The sequence below is a fragment of the Flavobacterium sp. B330r genome, from assembly GCF_056824325.1.
In genome coordinates this window covers 1,879,223-1,896,871 of sequence record NZ_CP124860.1, presented here as the reverse complement: position 1 = coordinate 1,896,871, position 17,649 = coordinate 1,879,223, and the positions used below count along the sequence as shown (strand labels likewise).

The following is a 17,649-nucleotide window of genomic DNA, read 5'->3' as shown; positions in this document are numbered from 1 at the left end:
CATGAAAAGCCGAATTTTTTATTTCTTCCTTATCGGTTTTTTAAGCTTGATGACTTCCTGCGGTACTTCAAAATCAAAAAAACATATACCAGATATCACTGCTTTTAATTCGACAAAACCTGTTGTTGAAAAAATATCAGACAGTATTTTTCTCTCTGGAAAAAATTCACTTTTAAAAAACAAACAAGGTCTTTGGGAATTATACGTAGAAGGAGATCCGCTAGAAATTGGGCTTTCGACTGGCGCGCTGACTGATTCTCTTTTGCACAAACAGCAGCGTATTTTTTTCTCGAAAATAACCGATTTAATTCCGTCAAAATTCCAGCAGAAAATGCTTCGTCAGTTTTTAAAATGGTATAATCGAAAATTATACTTAAATGTTCCTGACGAATATCAAACCGAAATTTATGGCGTTTCGCAATATACTTCGAATGACTTTGATAATATCGCACCGCAATATCAGCGCAGTTTGTACTTACATGCCGCTCATGATATTGGACACGCGTTACAAGATTTAGCTTTAGTGGGCTGTTCTTCTTTTGCGGCTTGGAACGAAAAATCGGAAGATGGAAATTTAATTCTGGCGCGAAATTTTGATTTTTATGTCAATGACGCTTTCGCGGAAAATAAAATTGCGGCCTTTATCAAACCAAAAGAAGGATATCCGTTTATGATGGTAACCTGGCCAGGAATGATCGGAGCGGTTTCTGGAATGAATTATGAAGGATTGACTGTAACCATAAATGCTTCCAAATCTAAAATTCCGCTTAGTGCGAAAACTCCGATTTCGATCTTGACCCGCGAAATTTTGCAACATGCGAAAAATCTGGACGAAGCCATTGCTATTGCAAAAAAAAGAAAAGTCTTTGTTTCTGAATCGATTATGGTTGGAAGTGCCAATGATAACAAAGCCATTTTAATTGAAGTTTCGCCAAATAAAATGGATGTTTATGATGTTCCAAACAGCGATCAATTAATTTGTTCAAATCATTTTCAGGGTGACGCTTTTGCAAACGATAAACGAAATCTAGAACAAATTGCCAACAGCCATTCTGAATACCGTTATGAAAGAATGCAGGAATTGCTGTCTGAAAATCCGAAAGTAAATCCTGAGATTGCTTCTGAAATTCTTCGAGACAAAGAAGGCTTAAAAAATATTTCTTTAGGTTATGGAAATGAAAAAGCCTTGAACCAACTGTTGGCACATCACGGAATTATCTTTAAACCAAAAGAAAAATTAGTTTGGGTTTCGGCAAATCCGTTTCAATTGGGTGAATTTGTCTGTTATGATTTAAATCTGATTTTTGGTGAAAACCATAATGCAGCAAAATCTTTTCAAAAAGAAAATCTCAATATTGCCAAAGATCCTTTCTTGGAAACCACCGCTTTTCAGAGTTTTAAAAAATTTAAAATTGAAGATCATAAAATAGATTCTATTTTAGAAAAGAAAAAAAACGTTTCTCCCGAGTTTCTTCAGAATTATCAAGCGTTAAACCCTAATTATTGGGTTGTATATTATAAGGCAGGATTGTACTTTTACCAAAAAAAGGAATTTCTTCAGGCAAAGCTTAATTTTGAAAAAGCTTTAAGTCATGAAATCACTACAGTTCCTCAAAAAGAAGAGATTGAAAAATATTTAAAAAAAGTCAAAAGAAAATTACAATGATTCCAGCAATAGAAAAAGATTCTTTAGAAGAGATTAAAATTTTTCAAGAAAAAAAATTAGCCGAACTTTTATCTTATATCAGTGAGAATTCTCCTTTTTATAAAAGACTTTTTGCAGGACAGAATATTGATATTTCGAAAGTAAAAACGCTGGAAGATTTACAACATTTACCTGTTACAACCAAAGAAGATTTACAGCAATACAATGATGATTTTTTGTGTGTTCCGCAGCATAAAATTATTGATTATGCTTCAACATCAGGAACTTTAGGCGATCCCGTTACTTTCGGTCTAACCGATTCTGACTTAGATCGATTGGCTTATAATGAAGCGATTTCATTTGCCTGCGCTGGAATTGCAGAAGGCGATGTGGTACAGTTAATGACCACCATTGATAGAAAATTTATGGCTGGTTTGGCTTATTTTCTAGGACTTCGAAAACTGAAAGTGGGCGTAATTCGTGTTGGCGCTGGAATTCCAGAAATGCAGTGGGATTCTATTTTAAAATACAATCCGTCTTATTTGATTACGGTTCCTTCTTTCCTTTTAAAATTAATCGAATATGCTGAAATGCACGGAATCGATTATAACAATTCGAGCATAAAAGGTGCCATCTGCATTGGAGAATCTTTGAGAGAACAGGATTTTTCAATGAATATTCTATCGAAAAAAATCACCGATAAATGGAATATCAAGTTGTTTTCGACTTATGCTTCTACGGAAATGAGTACCGCTTTTACAGAATGTGAACACGGAAGAGGCGGACATCATCATCCAGAATTGATCATTGTTGAAGTTTTAGACGAAAACAATCAGCCAGTAAAAAATGGGGAAACCGGCGAATTGACTTTTACTACTTTAGGAATTGAAGCGATGCCTTTACTGCGTTTTAAAACGGGAGACATGGTTCAGTTTCACGACGAGCCTTGCGCTTGCGGAAGAAATACTTTACGTGTTGGTCCCGTTGTTGGCCGTAAAAAACAAATGATTAAATATAAAGGCACAACGCTTTATCCGCCAGCGATGAACGATGTTTTGAGCAGTTTTGACAATATCGAAAATCATTTGATTGAAATTTCAACTAATGATTTAGGTACTGATGAAATCTTGATTAAAATTGCGGTAAAAAATCAAAGCCCAGAATTTTTACAAGAAATAAAAGATCACTTTAGAGCCAAATTGAGAGTGACTCCAAAAATAGAATTTGCTTCAAAAGAAGTTTTAAATCCGTTGGTTTTTAATCCAATGAGCCGAAAACCAATTCGATTTTTTGATTACAGAAAAACTTCTGTTTAAGAAATATAAAAAAAGCCTAGTTTATTCAAACTAGGCTTTTTCTTTTTATTTAATAAGCTTCTTCTAACACACCAGTCGATTGAACTACTTGTGGTGCAGTTGAAAATGACTGGCCGTTGGCATCAACCACTCTTACGTATAAATTATAATAAGTAGATTTAATTGATGTTTTTGTCAATAAATATAACTCTGAACCTGTTCCAATTTGCAAGTAAAATGAATCCGGATCTTGTTGACGTTTAATCCACCAATAATAAGAATAAGGAGCGGTTCCTCCTGAAGCTGTTGCAGACCAAGATCCCATTGATGTTTTTGTTACATAAGTTGAACCTGTAAAACTTGCAGTGGGAATAGGTTCCGGAGTTCCTGTTAAATTAATTGTAACTTTTTTTGTTGCCTCTTTTTCAAATGAAACGCCATTAATTTTACCTCTTTGATGTTTTGCTTTTAATGTAAATGTATATGCCTTACTTGGAGCTTCACCTTTAAATTCAAAACTGCAACTAGATCCATTTCCAATCATTCGCAAATATTTATAATCAGCTGGGTCTGCATCCCAAGCATATTGAACATCTAAAATGCTTGTTGCATTATGTATTGCAGAAATTGTAAATGGCACTTTTCTAGTTGGGTTGGTTTCGTAAGGATTTAAAGCTAGATTTAAAGCATAGGTTCTATAATAGTGTGTACCTGCTAAATAAACATCATTGATACAGTTTTGAAATACTTCATTAGCTCCTTGTTTAGAATATACAATGTTATCGCCTTCTACAATAATTGCAGAATGGTCGACTCCAATAAAATTACGATTTTTATAATCCGTTAAATTATTCCAATAAATAACTTTTGTGGCGTTGCTGCTGCTATCTTCTACAAATATTCCATTTTGAATAAACCTAGTATAAACATCTCCTGGCAAATCTATTTTTTCTTTTGTTTCTAGATATTTTTCACTTAAAACAAATGAAAGTCCATGACAGTTATATAAATTATCTTCTGGTCCAACTTTCACTTTAGCAAAAGAACAGTTTTCTTGTGTTGATGTTTTTCTTGTACTTGCGATATTTGATACTGTGGCTGTTTCTGCAAGATTTTCATTTTTTAAAATATTTTCCTCAGAACAAGAAACAAATGTCAAAACAATGAATGATATTATCAGAAATTTTAATTTTTTCATGGGATTAATGTGGTATTTTGGGTTAATAACATAATCATCAAATATATATAAATTTAAGATAAATCCTATTTTATTAAATTATTTTTTGTGAACCAATACTTACAATATAAACTTTGAACCTTTGTCTCTCTGAACCTTTGAACCTCAATTTGGCACAAATTGAACTAAAAGTTGTAATTTTGCAAAAAATTACGAAGATGGTCAAGATTGGCAACATAGAATTACCTGAATTTCCTTTATTACTAGCTCCGATGGAAGATGTTAGTGATCCGCCGTTTCGCAGGTTATGCAAAACGCATGGAGCGGACATGATGTACTCTGAATTTATTTCGTCGGAAGGATTAATTCGTGACGCTATAAAAAGCCGCATGAAGCTGGATATTTTTGATTACGAACGTCCTGTTGGAATACAGATTTTTGGTGGTGATGAAGAAGCGATGGAAATGTCGTCTAAAATTGTTTCTACTGTAAAACCAGATTTAGTGGATATCAATTTTGGTTGTCCAGTAAAAAAAGTAGTTTGTCGTGGTGCTGGAGCAGGAGTTTTAAAAGATGTTGATTTGATGGTGCGTTTAACGAAAGCGGTTATCAAAGGAACTGATTTACCTGTTACAGTAAAAACGCGTTTAGGCTGGGATGAAAGCTCAATTAATATTGATGAAGTTGCAGAAAGGCTTCAGGATATTGGTGTTCAAGCTTTAACAATCCACGCAAGAACTCGTGCTCAAATGTACAAAGGTCATTCTGACTGGTCGCATATTGCACGAGTAAAAAACAACCCAAGAATTACAATGCCAATTTTCGGAAACGGTGATATCGACAGTCCGGAAAAAGCATTAAAATATAAAAACGAATACGGAATTGACGGAATCATGATTGGCCGTGCAGCAATTGGTTATCCGTGGATTTTTAACGAAATCAAACACTATTTCAAAACTGGCGAGCACTTACCTGCTCCAACGGTTATTGATCGTGTTGAAGCTGCAAGAAACCACTTAAAATGGTCTATGGATTGGAAAGGCGAGCGTTTAGGAATTGTAGAAATGCGTCGTCATTATACAAACTATTTCAAAGGAATTCATTCCTTCAAAGAATTCAAACAAAAATTAGTTACAACTGATGCTCCCGAAGATTTATTCGCGATTATGAAAGAAATTGAAGAGGTTTACGCGGGATATGAGTTTGTTTAAAAATCTCCATTCTCAATCTTTGTCGAGCTTCTCGTGGAGATTTCTCCTTCGTCGAAATGACAAAAATGTGTGAACTAGTTTCGAAAAGATACTGACACAAAAAAGCCCTTCAAGTTTTGAAGGGCTTTTGTTATTATTATACTTGAACTCGTTTCCATTTTCCTCTTTTATAGAAAAATATCCCAGCCAAAGTTATCGCAGTTTCAGCAACAGGAATAGCAATAAAAACTCCCGTTGGTCCCATATTGAAATGTTTTGCTAATACATAAGCCAGCGGAATTTGAAACAGCCAAAAACCAAAAAAGTTAATTCCGGTTGGTGTCCAGGTATCCCCTGCTCCATTGAAAGTATTGATTAAAACCATTCCGATTCCGTAGAAAATAAAACCGATGCTCATGATTTGCAATGCTTCAATTGCAATGGATTTTACTTGCTCGTCATTCGTGAAAAAAGAAATTATATATTGTCCAAAAACCAAAGTAATAATCATAATCGAAGCCATGAAAATTACATTATATCTGGCTGTTGTATAAACCGATTTTTCTGCGCGTTCAATTTGTTTGGCTCCTAAGTTCTGTCCAACCAAAGTCGCAGCGGCATTACTCAATCCCCAAGCTGGAAGTATGAAAAACATCATAATTCTTAAAGCTGTCTGATAACCTGCAGAACCATGATCACCGCCCGTTGTCGCGACTAATTGTGCTAAGAAAATCCAGCTACAAGAAGCAATCACGAACTGTAGAATTCCAGGTGCTGCAATTTTTACTAAAGCGCGTATCTGTTTAAAATCGGGAGCAAAATAAGGAATCTTAATTTTTAAAATGCCGTTTCCAAAAAACAAATGATAAACCTGATATAAAACCCCAATACTTCTTCCGATAGTGGTTGCCAAAGCTGCACCAACTAGTCCGAAAGCGGGTATTGGTCCGAAACCATTAATTAGAACTGGACATAAAATAATGTTACAAATGTTCGCAATCCAAAGACTTTTCATGGCAATAGCTGCATTTCCTGCTCCACGAAAGATTCCATTTATTAAGAACAAAAGCATAATGCACAAACTAGAGCCAATCATAATCTGAGTAAATCGGAAACCATGTTCGGCAGATTCTACAGAAGATCCCATCAAAATTAAAATCTCTTTGGCATAAATAACTCCAAAGATGCTCATCAAACTGTTAACTGCAAATGCAATTATGATGGCTTGCATTCCAGCTTTTGCCGCAGCGACAGGATCTTTTTCTCCAATTCTTCGTGCCACAACTGCTGTTGCTGCCATACTCATTCCGATTGCGAGAGAATAAATTACTGTCAATACAGATTCAGTCAAACCGACGGTCTGAATGGCAAAACTGCTATGTTCTAAATGCCCAACGAAATATAAATCGACTAAAGCAAAAACCGATTCCATCATCATTTCTAAAACCATCGGAATGGCTAGTAGAATTACTGCTTTTTTGATACTCCCAGAAGTATAATCAAAAGATTCGTCGCCTTTTAAGGCTTGTTTTAGTGTGGTAAAAATTTTAGAAAAGAAGCTTTTCTTTATAGATGTTTCTGTCATGATATTTTAGGATAAATAATAAAATTGGTCCAGATGTATCTTAATCTGAACTAAAAAAGTAAACGTAAGTATCCTAATTATCTAAAAAAATAAAATAGGATTAGGCAGAAACAATCATATGCTGTAGATTTTCAAGGCAGTAAATATAAGTAATATTTCTAAAGAAGAAATTAATCCAGTAATTTTTTACTTACTCGGCTGCTTGCAATTAATGAAGCAACAAACCCTAATGAAATAATGGTCGTCATTACTATTAGAACATTTTCTATTGTAAAAACAACAGGGTAAGCCAAAGTTGGCGTGATCATGATAAGTTCAAACTTCTGCTGTAATAGGACAAGGATTATACCTAAAGCAAGTCCGATTAAACCACCAAAAACACTCAATAAAGTGCCTTGAAGCAAAAATATTTTTCGAAGTCCAGTGATGTCTGTTCCTAAGTTGAACAGCGTTTTAAGATTTCCTTTCTTTTCTAAAATCATCATAATCAATGCGCCAATCAAATTAAAAAGAGCCACAATAATTACTAATGTAAAAATCAGATAAACTGCAATGTTTTCAGTATTTAGCATTCTATACAAAGACTCGTTCAGTTGTGCTCTATTTTTTAAAGTGATTTTTTCTTTAAAAATAGATTTGAGCTGTGTCTTTACTGCTCCCTCATCTGCATTTTCTTTTAATTTAAATTCAATTCCCGAGATTTGATTTGGTTTGTACATTAGTAATTCTTGTGTCAATCCTAAATCTGCAAATACATATTTTGAATCTAAATCTTCACTAATCGAATAAATTCCAACAGGCAAAACATCGGTTTTAGTGAACGCTTCTTCTGGATTTTCGATTGCGCCTTTTCCTGGTTTAGGAGCAAAAACCTGAAGTGGGTTTTCAAAATCAAGAATTCCCATTGAGAAATTTTGAGCCAATCCGTAACCAATTACAACCTGATAACTGTCTGGTTTGAGCCACTGTCCATTAAAAAGTTTTTTCTTAATATCGTTAACAACTGGATAAACACTATCAACTCCTTTTAGATAAGTAACTTGCTGTTTGTCTTTAAATAAAAACAAAACACGTTCTTCTATAATTTTGGTATAAGAAGCAACACCATTGATTTTCTTAATTTCGTTTTCCTGATCGGGAGTAAGTAAAAAAGACTTTCCATAGGTATTTGTCAATTTTAAGTCTGGATCAATTTCGTTTGTAAACGAAAGACTAAAAACCTTTAATCCGCTAAAAACAGATAAAACCACAAACAAAGCCATTGTTCCAACAATGATTCCCATGCTGGCAATACGATTGATGATATTGATAGCATTGTTTTTACTGCTACTAAAAATATAACGTTTGGCTATGTATAAGGGGAAATTCAAATTATGATTTTCTTCTTTTTTCTAAAAGATCTCTGTTTTCTATTGGGTTTTCTTTTCCTGCAAGTGCATTGTCGATTTTCTCGATGTAATCTAATGAATCGTCTATGAAGAATACTAAATTAGGAACACGGCGCAATTGCAAACGTACACGTTGTGATAAATCATGTTTGATTAAAGTGGTATTGGTTTTAATTGCCTCTAAAGTTTCTTTGGCTTTTTCTTGTGGAAAAATACTTAAATATACTGTCGCCACAGATAAATCTGTAGTTACACTCACTTTGGATACAGAAATTACCAAATTTGTAATTCCGTTTTTTCTCACTTCACCTTGCAAAATGTCAACCAGATCTTTCTGAATAACACCGCCTATTTTTTTCTGTCTATTTGTTTCCATACTGCAAAAATACTAAAATTTAGTCGTATTACATGCTCTTTTAATTGTTTTAAAAGCTGATAAAGGTCATGGCTTTTGAGGGAATTATTCTACATATTTGATATAAATATAAAACTAATCTATCATGAAAAAAAGAGAACCAATTAGTCATATTATGACTAAAACCGTAGTGACTGCAAACGAAAAAGATGATCTTAAAAAAGTAGTCGAAAAATTAAAAGCACATACAATACGTCACATTCCGATTGTAAAAGGTAAAGAAGTTGTTGGAATTATTAGCCGAACTGATATAAACCGATTAACTTTTGGAGCTTTATTTGAAGGTCAGGAAAATGCCGATGAAGCGATATTAGAAATGCTAACTATTTCTCAGGTTATGACTTCGAAACCGAAAACAGTATCATCTGATACCATAATAAGAGATTTAGCCGAAATTTTTGTGAAAGAAGAATTTCATGCTCTTCCAGTTGTTGACAATGGAGAATTGAAAGGAATTGTTACTACAACTGATGTCATGAAATATCTCTTAGAACAGTACGATTAACAAATATTCATCATACATACATTTATTCTTAAAAGTGGCAGAGCATTCTTTCTGCCACTTTTGTTTTTTACATAACACATATTTCAATAAATTATATAATTTTTTAAACATCACAACAAAAAATCAACACATATTTCATTATTAAATAATTTTATTATTGTTAAAATTTTACATTTTTTTTGATAAAAATAAAATTAGTACTACTAAACTTAAAAAGCAGTAAATCAGCGTTTCAAAGAAAAAAAGACTCAAGGATTCTTGTAAAAAGAACTTATTCAATTCAAAACTAACAGGATAGAACAGGATACTAAGGGTTTCTGTTATAAATAAGTTTAAACAACTTTAACTAACCGAAATCTATTCTTATGAAAAACAAAATTAGCCATTTGTTAATTTTGATCTTTTCCATTTTTGTGCATCTAACCACACTAGCACAAAACAAAATGGTAAGTGGATCAATCACGGATTCCAACGGAATTCCAATTCCCGGAGCGAATATTGTCGTAAAGGGTTCACAAATCAACACCATTTCCGACTTTGATGGAAAATATTCCATAAACGCCAATACGGGAAGCGTTTTAGTTTTTAGTTCTACTGGTTCTAAAACAATCGAAAAAACGGTTGAACAATCTTCCATTATAGATATCACATTAAGCGATGAAGTTGCCGAGCTCAAAGAAGTAGTTGTTGTGGGTTATGGAACTATGAAAAAAAGTGATTTAACGGGATCGATCGCACAAATTAAAGGAGATGTTCTTAATACCGTTACCAGTTCTAATCCATTAGAAGCTGTTCAAGGACGAGCTGCTGGTGTAGCTGTTTTAAACAACGATTCTTCTCCAGGTTCTTCTCCGAAAATAAGAATTCGCGGAAACGGATCTGTTAGTGCAGGCAATGATCCTTTAATTGTAGTTGATGGTTTTCCGCTGGTAAATAGTAACTTAAATGACATAAGTTCTAACGACATTGAATCTATGGAGATTCTTAAAGATGCATCTTCGGCTGCTATTTACGGATCGAGAGGGGCAAATGGTGTTATTTTGATTACAACAAAAAGAGGGAAAAAAGGACAAAACAATTTAGAAATCGTAGGCACTCAGGGAATCTCAACTCCTACCCGACTTCCTAAAACATTAAGTCGAGATAGTTTTATCAATTTTATAAATGACGCTTACACGTATTCTACAGGAAAACCTGTTTACTCTGCTACCAATCCTGCCCCAAATATTAATACAGACTGGCAGGATGAAATTATTCAGAATATGGCGCTTATGCAAAACTATTCTTTGTCTTTTAGCGGTGGAAAAGAAAACACAACTTATCTACTTTCCGGAAATATTTTTTCACAAGACGGAATTGTAGAAGCGTCTGGTTTTAAAAAACTGACTCTTAGAACCAATTTAAATCACGAGTACAAACCTTGGCTTACAGTTGGAACACATTTACAAGTGGGTCGTTCGCAAAGAGATATTCGAAACAATCCGACTGGAGACATTTTCAGATACGGCTGGCCAACAATACCTGTAAAAAATCCAGATGGAAGCTGGTATTATGCTACAGAAGATCCTGCGGTAAGTTCTTATTTTGAAGGAACTTGGAATCCTGTTTCGGAGGCATTTGAAATGACAAACGAAATTTCTACAGATCGTATTCTTGGCGATGTGTATGCGCATTTTAAACTTGCCAAAAATTTGACTTTTAAAACGAATTATGGCGTAGATATTTCTAATGAAAAACAATATGAATATTATACTTCAAAATCTACTGCTGGAATTGGATCTGGAAACACAGGAACTGGAGGACAATATTACAGAAGACAAAGCTCTCAGCTAACCGACAATATTTTAAGTTATGCTAATACTTGGAAAGATAAACATAGTCTTACTGCAACAGCGGTTTATTCATGGCAAGAATATGTTTATGAAGATTTGGGCGTAAAAGGCTCTGGTTTTCAAAATGATGCTACAGGAGCAAATGATATCACTTATGCAGATCGAGCAAGTATTACCAATTCTTCTAACAAATATTCGAGCAAATTAATTTCATGGACAGCTAGAACTTCTTATGCTTACAACGAAAAATATCTTATAACCTTAACTGGTCGTTATGATGGATCGTCTCGTTTTGGAAGCAACAACAAATGGGGATTTTTCCCTTCTGTGGGACTCGGCTGGAATGTTGACAAAGAAAATTTTCTTAAAGACAGTAATGTAATTTCTGCTTTAAAACTTAGAGCAAGTTATGGTGTCACAGGTAATCAGGAAATTGGTAATTATCAATCTTTGTCTAAACTTGTTAAAGCAAATTATGTGTACGATAACAATCCGATTTTTGGATTTGTGGAGACAATTGGAAATCCTGATTTGAAATGGGAACGCAACATTCAGTACAATGCTGGAGTCGATTTAAGCTTATGGAAAAGATTTGATTTGAACTTAGATTTTTATCAGAGACAAACTTCAGATCTTTTATACAACGTTCCTATTCCTACCACTTCTGGTTATTCTAGTATGCTTCAGAATATTGGCGAAGTCAAAAATATTGGTTTTGAAGTTACGGCAAGAGTAAAAGTAATAGACTCTAATTTTAAGTGGGATATAAGCGGTAATTTCTCTAAAAACAAAAACGAAATTGTGAGCCTTTATGGAGATGTTAGCCGCATAAATGTTGGAAGTTCTTCTGCTGGAATTGCTAAATATCTAATTGTTGGTCAGCCTGTAAATAGTGTTTGGGCTAGAGAATCTGCTGGTATTATTAAAACGCAGGAACAGCTGACTGCCTATCAGCAAATACGTCCAACAGCACAGCTTGGAGAAGAAATGTATGTGGACAAAAACAACGATAAAATCATTAATAATGACGATTACGTAAATATCGGAACAACTTCTCCTGATTTCTTTTACGGAATATCAACTAATCTAAGTTATAAGAATTTGACCTTAGACATTTACGGACAAGGCGCAACTGGTCTAGCTTCTGATGAAGATAGCAATTATATGATTTTTGGTGAAAACCAGATTCAGAACAGAAATTATATTCCGACTCAATATGCTTATGATAGAATGTGGAGTCCGACAAATCCGTCTGGAAATTTCCCAAGAGCAGGTGCTAAAGATGTGTATCTGTCTGATCGTACAAACGGAGATTGGAATTATTTTGTAGTTAAAAACATTAAACTAGCTTACAATTTATCTAACGTAATCAAAAGTGTTGATTGGGTAAAACAATTAAGCGTGTACGTGAATGCGCAGAACTTTATCAATATTGCCAACCACAGAGGATATAATCCAGAAAGTGGAAATGTAACTTCTCCTTATGTAAAAACAATGCTGATTGGTTTTACTGCGAAATTTTAATTTAAAAAACTATACAAATGAAAATTCAAAAATATATCTTTTCGGGTTGTGCATTACTGCTTTTTTCACAGTGCACCGATTTGGCTGAAGAACCATTTACTTTCCTATCGCCTGGTAATTACTATAAAAATGCAGATGAATTAAATACTGCTTTGGTAAGCGTTTACGATGGTTATCAAAACGGATTTAATGGCAATTACAAATATATTATGTATTTGGAAGTGTTAACCGAATTTGGTTCGCCTGCTTACGCAAAAGACGATGCCCAACTTTGGAACGTTTGGTCAGACATGAATAATGCTGATAAAATGGTGATTACCAATTGGGATGATGCCTACAACATTATCAACCGAGCAAATTTAGTTATTGGCAGAGGGGAAGATGTTGAAATGGACGAAACGCTTAAAAAAAGATATTTTGCCGAAGCAAGATTTCTGAGGGCGGCAACGTATTACAATTTAGTTCGTATGTATGGAGGTGTCCCAATTCCGGAAACTTTTACAGAAGGTTTAAAAAACTTGGCAATACCAAGAAAAACAACCGAAGAGACCTACGCTTACATTATTGCAGATCTTGAATATGCCGAAGAAAATTTACCTCAAAAATCGGGTTATCAAAGCGACAATATTTGGAGAGCTTCAAAAGGAGCTGCGCAAGCCCTGCTTGGAGATTTGTACCTTACAAGAGGAAGCATGACGGGAGACAAAACCTTTTTTCAAAAGTCTAAAGATTACACCGCAAAAGTTATTCAGTCTGGTCAATACGATTTACAATCCAACTTTAAAGATTTATGGTTTTGGTGGAACATCAACAATAAAAACGGAATAGAATCTGTTTTTGAATTGCAATATGGCAGTGTTGAAAATGAATATAATAATAACCATGTTATGTTTGGTGTAAATATAACTGAGACAACGCTGGGCTGTTATATGTATCACAGATTCGGTCCTTCAATTCAGCATTATCTTTCTTATAGCAATGATGATACAAGAAAAGAAGGTAGTTTTTTAACAAAAGTAAATGTCACTGAAAAAGGAAATTCAAGTCATATTTTGCAAACCATCGAATTTGTTCCAGCCGACAAAGGTTTCTTTCCCGGCTCTAAAGGATGGAAAACAGCCTCGCCAGGAAATCTGAAATTTTATGACAGAACCGAAAGTTCTGCTTCGCTAAAAAAACCTCAGGCAAATTCTTATGTCATTCGTTATGCCGATGTGTTGCTAGATTATGCCGAAGCAGAAAATGAAATCAACGGTCCTGCTGCCGCTTACGCGTATGTAAACAAAGTACGAAACAGAGCAAAACTGCCAGATTTAACTCCAGGCTTAAGCAAAGAGCAATTTGCAGATGCCATTTATAAAGAAAGAGGATGGGAATTTGTTGGAGAGGGATTATTGTTTTTTGATGAATTAAGAACCAATCGTATTGGAAAAAATGTTTCTGAACATGTCAAATACGGAAATGACAACGGAATCAACATGTACGTAAACAACCCTTTACAATTTATTCCTTCTAAAAATTTCTTATTTAAAATTCCGAGATACGATTTAGATTCTAATCCTGCATTAATTCAAAATCCTGATAATGTAAGTAATTAAAACAGAAAATCCTTTCCATCAGTTCGATGGAAAGGATTTTTTATAGGATAATCTTTTGGAAGAATTTTATCTACTTTGCAGCCATCCTTCTGGATTATTATTTGATGTATTTTGAAGAATCAAGAATTTAATAATTGTTTTTCCCGTATCTCCACTTGTTCTTACTTTTCCAATATTTTGCTTGATAGTCACTTTATCTCCTTGGCTAACCGAAACAGAGCTTAAATTTTGATATACCGTGAAAAAGTCTCCATGCTGAATCACGACTGCTTTATTCACAGGTGATAAAACGATTACTTTAGAAACTTCTCCAGCAAATACTGCTCTAGCGCTTGCCCCGTCTTCTGTTGTAATCTCAACTCCAGAATTGTGAACTGTAATTGAAGGATGCAATGGGTGTGGCTGATCTCCATATCCAAGAGAAATAAATCCTTTTTCAACTGGCCATGGTAATCTTCCTCTGTTGGCTTTAAAATCTGCAGCTAAAATTTTGTCTTCTGGTGTCAATGCAATTTTAGAAGAAGACACTGGTGCTTTTGCTTCGCTAGATCCTGGATTCGCTTTTGCTCTTTCTGCAGCTGCTTTTCTATTGGCTTCAGCAATGGCTTCACGAATTAAACGATCAATTTGTTTGTCAATTCTTTTCGCTTCACTTTGTTTTGATCTGATATCTGCAGCAATTTTATTCTTATCCTTTTTAAGGGCATTAACTAATTTCTGTTGTTCTTTTTTCTCTGCTTCCAACGTAACTTTCTCTTTCTGGTTTTCAGCAATTACCTTCTTTTTTATTTGTCTTTGACCATCCAATTTAGCATTAAAATCTACTAATTGAGCCGTTTTGGACTGAATTTCAAGACCTTGATTTTTTCTGAAAGCAGTATATTGTTTTAGGTATTGCGCTCTTTTATAAGCTTGTAAGAAACTTTCAGAAGATAAAATGAACATAGCACGACTCTGTTCAGAACGGCTTTTGTATGATTTTAAAATCATCTCGGCATAGTCTTCCTTTAGAACTTTCAATTCTTTTTTAAGTTTATTAACCTGAACCTGATTAATGTACATATCATTACTAATCAGTTTTTCTTGTTTTGCTGTAGTATTGATTAATTTCTCTTTTAGCTTGATTTTGTTTGCCTGAATTAAATATTCATTTACAGCAGATTTCTCTTTTTTTCGAACAGACTGTAGCATCTTTTCGTTATCTCTGATTTCCTGCTGAATTTGAGCTTTACGCTGCTCCAGTTTTTCTTGCTGAGAATCTTGCGCCCATACAAATGTAGTGGCACAAACTAAAACTAGACTTAGGAGAAATTTTGGCATCTTTCTATTTTTATTTTTGCAAATTTACTTAATTGTAACTTTTTTATAACCGCTTGGAACACTATACGGAAAAGAAAGTTCTTCATTAAATGAAATATTATTGTAATTCAAGTTAATACTTGTTTTGTCTTTTGGCTGCACTGCATTAATTTCGATGCTTGTTGGTAAGGCTCCTTGATCAAAATTTTTAGTGTCAGAATACGCAATTTGTAAAGTTCTGTTTTCTGATGGCTGCGAAATTTCTTCTTTCTGAATTAAATATTTCTCTCCGTCTAAGAAAAAGGTTTTTTTCAAATTGGCATCTTTTTCTTCGTCTAGCCTAAAAAGATTATCTACAATAGTTTGAGTATATTTTCCTTTTCTTAAATCATCAAATGCTTCTCCAATCAACAGATTCTGAACTTTAGAATAATCTAAATCTGTTCCTAACCATTTGCTTAAACTAGTAAAATCACCTTCGTAATATGTACTGTTTATTTTCTCATAATAACTTACTGCATCAGGTGTTATTAAAGCTTTTGCCATTGTTATTCCTAAGAAACGAATGCTTATTAAAATCTGTTTATCTTTTTCGATTCTAATCTCAGCAGTAACATTTTGGCTTTGTTTTTCATCAACATATTTTGCACTTGCTTTGATGTATAAAGTCGAAAAATCTAACTTATTATCATAATGTTTTTCGATTACTTTTTTGTCTTCTTTTGGTGCAATTGTCTGGCTTGTATTTCCCTGTACTGCTACTGCTTTCGATTTACATGAAATTACAGCAATAGACAATACTAGTATTGATATATATTTTTTCATCTGAATTCTCTTTTTTATTTTTTCTTCTTTAATAATTCATTTGCCTTCAAAAAGTATTCCTCTTTTTTCTTTGCATCTCCCAATCCATTGTATGCCTCTCCTAACTGAATATTAAAATTTGATTCTAATTTTACGTCATCCACCACATAATCAAGACCCATTTCTAAAACGGTTTTTGCATTTTTAAACTGTTTAAGCTGATTGCTTCCTAAACCTGCATAGTAATAAAATTGAGCCTGACTCGGATAAACTTCGATCAGCATCATGGCTCTTTTGGTCATTGGCTCGTATTGTTTTGCCTGGGCATATGCGTCCAGCAATAACATATTGGTTTCAAGATCAGTATCTGAATTTGCTTTTAAATCTTTTTCATAATATTTAATGGCATTTTCAAATTGTCCTTTGCTGTGATAAAACTTTCCAATTTCTTTGGCTACGTCAACATCTTTATCATTGTCAAAATAAGAAATGGCTTTTTCTAAATCGGCAGAATACTGTGGATTTTTATTTACATAAATCAAAAACTCATTCAAAGTTCTATGTTTGATTTTTGAATCAATTTTTGAGCTTGCTAAAATCACATTCATTGATTTTATAGCTTTATCGGCCTGATTGGCATCTAAATAAGTTTTAAATAAACTTACCTGCGCCCATTCAGAATTTGGTATCTCTTTTGCCAGCTGTTTTGCTACTTCAAGCGATTTCTCATTTTCATTATTTTTTGAATATAAAAGAATGAGATTCAAATAATTCGATTCTTCTTTTGGATCTTTTTTAATCTGTTGAATCAAATTATCAATTTCGGCATTCTGATATTTTCCTTGCGATAAAATCTGCGCTTTATAAATTTCGCGATCAGACGATTTTCCGAACTTATCGTTCATTTCGTTAATCGCTGTCAATGCCTTGTCATACTGATTGGTAATCATGTATAACGAAATCAAATCGTCTTTATATTCTTCGTCAAAAGCAATTATTTTTTGAATAATTTCAATTGCCAGCGGATAGTTTTTTGTCTCATAACTTACATCGTAAATTCCAAGCCAAAACCATTTGTTTTTAGGATCAAGCTGTGTTGCTTTTTCAAAAGCATCTTGCGCGTTTGGATATTGTTTAAGCGCCAGATAGTTTTTTCCTAATTCAAAATAAGCAACTGCATCATTGGGTTTCAGTTTGATACATTTCTCCAATGATACAATGGCTTTATCATAATTTTCAATTCCTTTTTGTTTTAAAGATTCATAAAACGAGTCTTGGTATTCGTCTGGTGCCATGGCAATATCTTCGGGTTCTGTCTGTGCAAAAACCGAAAATGATGCGCTGAAGAAAGCAAAAAACAAAACTGTAAAAACTCTTTTTTTTATCATTTGT

The 17,649-nt window shown here is 33.8% G+C and carries 13 protein-coding genes; 6 read left to right on the top strand and 7 right to left on the bottom strand.

The features are described from left to right. The first annotated feature begins 1 nt into the window (after position 1). Both QLQ95_RS08610 and flxY read left to right on the top strand, forming a co-directional pair. Positions 2 to 1,666: a C45 family peptidase gene (locus tag QLQ95_RS08610; protein WP_320494332.1), complete on the top strand. Its 1,665-nt coding sequence runs from the start codon at positions 2 to 4 to the stop codon at positions 1,664 to 1,666. After that, entirely contained in the window at positions 1,663 to 2,961 is a 1,299-nt protein-coding gene (gene flxY / locus QLQ95_RS08605; RefSeq protein ID WP_320494331.1) for a flexirubin biosynthesis putative acyl-CoA ligase FlxY, read from the top strand. Before QLQ95_RS08610 ends, flxY begins: the two co-directional genes overlap by 4 nt. 49 nt (positions 2,962 to 3,010) lie before the next feature. Here the strand turns inward: flxY and QLQ95_RS08600 are convergent, their stop codons facing one another. Continuing rightward, positions 3,011 to 4,138: a hypothetical protein gene (locus QLQ95_RS08600; protein ID WP_320494330.1), complete on the bottom strand. Its 1,128-nt coding sequence runs from the start codon at positions 4,136 to 4,138 to the stop codon at positions 3,011 to 3,013. Positions 4,139 to 4,335: 197 nt separating this feature from the next. Here QLQ95_RS08600 and dusB point away from each other — a divergent pair, with 197 nt between their 5' ends. After that, a complete protein-coding gene (gene dusB, locus QLQ95_RS08595) occupies positions 4,336 to 5,328 on the top strand; it encodes a tRNA dihydrouridine synthase DusB (protein WP_095930621.1) in 993 nt (330 codons plus the stop codon). A 136-nt stretch (positions 5,329 to 5,464) separates the two neighbouring features. Here the strand turns inward: dusB and QLQ95_RS08590 are convergent, their stop codons facing one another. From QLQ95_RS08590 to rbfA, 3 genes are all read right to left on the bottom strand, one after another. Beyond that, the gene (locus QLQ95_RS08590; RefSeq protein WP_428237545.1) at positions 5,465 to 6,892 is read right to left on the bottom strand and encodes an MATE family efflux transporter; all 1,428 of its coding nucleotides are present in this window, start codon (positions 6,890 to 6,892) and stop codon (positions 5,465 to 5,467) included. A gap of 170 nt (positions 6,893 to 7,062) precedes the next feature. Next, the gene (locus QLQ95_RS08585) at positions 7,063 to 8,262 is read right to left on the bottom strand and encodes an ABC transporter permease (RefSeq protein ID WP_428237546.1); all 1,200 of its coding nucleotides are present in this window, start codon (positions 8,260 to 8,262) and stop codon (positions 7,063 to 7,065) included. Position 8,263: 1 nt separating this feature from the next. Next, a complete protein-coding gene (gene rbfA / locus QLQ95_RS08580) occupies positions 8,264 to 8,656 on the bottom strand; it encodes a 30S ribosome-binding factor RbfA (RefSeq protein WP_095930618.1) in 393 nt (130 codons plus the stop codon). A gap of 124 nt (positions 8,657 to 8,780) precedes the next feature. On the opposite strand from rbfA, the gene QLQ95_RS08575 reads away from it, so the two are divergent. From QLQ95_RS08575 to QLQ95_RS08565, 3 genes are all read left to right on the top strand, one after another. Beyond that, positions 8,781 to 9,200 carry a CBS domain-containing protein gene (locus QLQ95_RS08575; protein ID WP_095930617.1) on the top strand — a complete coding sequence of 140 codons (420 nt, stop codon included), beginning with the start codon at positions 8,781 to 8,783 and terminating at the stop codon, positions 9,198 to 9,200. Between the two features lie 365 nt (positions 9,201 to 9,565). After that, complete coding sequence (locus QLQ95_RS08570) at positions 9,566 to 12,556, top strand: SusC/RagA family TonB-linked outer membrane protein (protein ID WP_482503416.1); 2,991 nt, start codon at positions 9,566 to 9,568, stop codon at positions 12,554 to 12,556. 17 nt (positions 12,557 to 12,573) lie between these two features. Further along, on the top strand, positions 12,574 to 14,154 hold the full coding sequence (locus QLQ95_RS08565) for a RagB/SusD family nutrient uptake outer membrane protein (protein WP_482503414.1): 1,581 nt from the start codon (positions 12,574 to 12,576) through the stop codon (positions 14,152 to 14,154). Between the two features lie 66 nt (positions 14,155 to 14,220). Here QLQ95_RS08565 and QLQ95_RS08560 read toward each other — a convergent pair whose 3' ends face one another. The 3 genes from QLQ95_RS08560 to QLQ95_RS08550 are packed head-to-tail and all read right to left on the bottom strand — an operon-like array spanning position 14,221 to position 17,645. After that, positions 14,221 to 15,474 (bottom strand): murein hydrolase activator EnvC family protein, encoded by a 1,254-nt coding sequence (locus QLQ95_RS08560; protein WP_320495303.1) that lies wholly within the window; start codon positions 15,472 to 15,474, stop codon positions 14,221 to 14,223. Between the two features lie 24 nt (positions 15,475 to 15,498). Beyond that, on the bottom strand, positions 15,499 to 16,278 hold the full coding sequence (gene lolB1, locus QLQ95_RS08555) for a lipoprotein insertase outer membrane protein LolB1 (protein WP_482503412.1): 780 nt from the start codon (positions 16,276 to 16,278) through the stop codon (positions 15,499 to 15,501). Between the two features lie 14 nt (positions 16,279 to 16,292). Further along, positions 16,293 to 17,645, bottom strand: coding sequence for a tetratricopeptide repeat protein (locus QLQ95_RS08550; RefSeq protein WP_320495307.1), 1,353 nt, complete (start codon positions 17,643 to 17,645; stop codon positions 16,293 to 16,295). Positions 17,646 to 17,649: the final 4 nt, after the last annotated feature.

What these genes read in the sequence shown, in the direction of transcription:
- QLQ95_RS08610 (WP_320494332.1), top strand. Translation starts at nt 2, where the DNA reads ATGAAAAGCCGAATTTTTTATTTCTTCCTTATCGGTTTTTTAAGCTTG.
- flxY (WP_320494331.1), top strand. Translation starts at nt 1,663, where the DNA reads ATGATTCCAGCAATAGAAAAAGATTCTTTAGAAGAGATTAAAATTTTT.
- QLQ95_RS08600 (WP_320494330.1), bottom strand. Translation starts at nt 4,138, where the DNA reads ATGAAAAAATTAAAATTTCTGATAATATCATTCATTGTTTTGACATTT.
- dusB (WP_095930621.1), top strand. Translation starts at nt 4,336, where the DNA reads ATGGTCAAGATTGGCAACATAGAATTACCTGAATTTCCTTTATTACTA.
- QLQ95_RS08590 (WP_428237545.1), bottom strand. Translation starts at nt 6,892, where the DNA reads ATGACAGAAACATCTATAAAGAAAAGCTTCTTTTCTAAAATTTTTACC.
- rbfA (WP_095930618.1), bottom strand. Translation starts at nt 8,656, where the DNA reads ATGGAAACAAATAGACAGAAAAAAATAGGCGGTGTTATTCAGAAAGAT.
- QLQ95_RS08575 (WP_095930617.1), top strand. Translation starts at nt 8,781, where the DNA reads ATGAAAAAAAGAGAACCAATTAGTCATATTATGACTAAAACCGTAGTG.
- QLQ95_RS08570 (WP_482503416.1), top strand. Translation starts at nt 9,566, where the DNA reads ATGAAAAACAAAATTAGCCATTTGTTAATTTTGATCTTTTCCATTTTT.
- QLQ95_RS08565 (WP_482503414.1), top strand. Translation starts at nt 12,574, where the DNA reads ATGAAAATTCAAAAATATATCTTTTCGGGTTGTGCATTACTGCTTTTT.
- QLQ95_RS08560 (WP_320495303.1), bottom strand. Translation starts at nt 15,474, where the DNA reads ATGCCAAAATTTCTCCTAAGTCTAGTTTTAGTTTGTGCCACTACATTT.
- lolB1 (WP_482503412.1), bottom strand. Translation starts at nt 16,278, where the DNA reads ATGAAAAAATATATATCAATACTAGTATTGTCTATTGCTGTAATTTCA.
- QLQ95_RS08550 (WP_320495307.1), bottom strand. Translation starts at nt 17,645, where the DNA reads ATGATAAAAAAAAGAGTTTTTACAGTTTTGTTTTTTGCTTTCTTCAGC.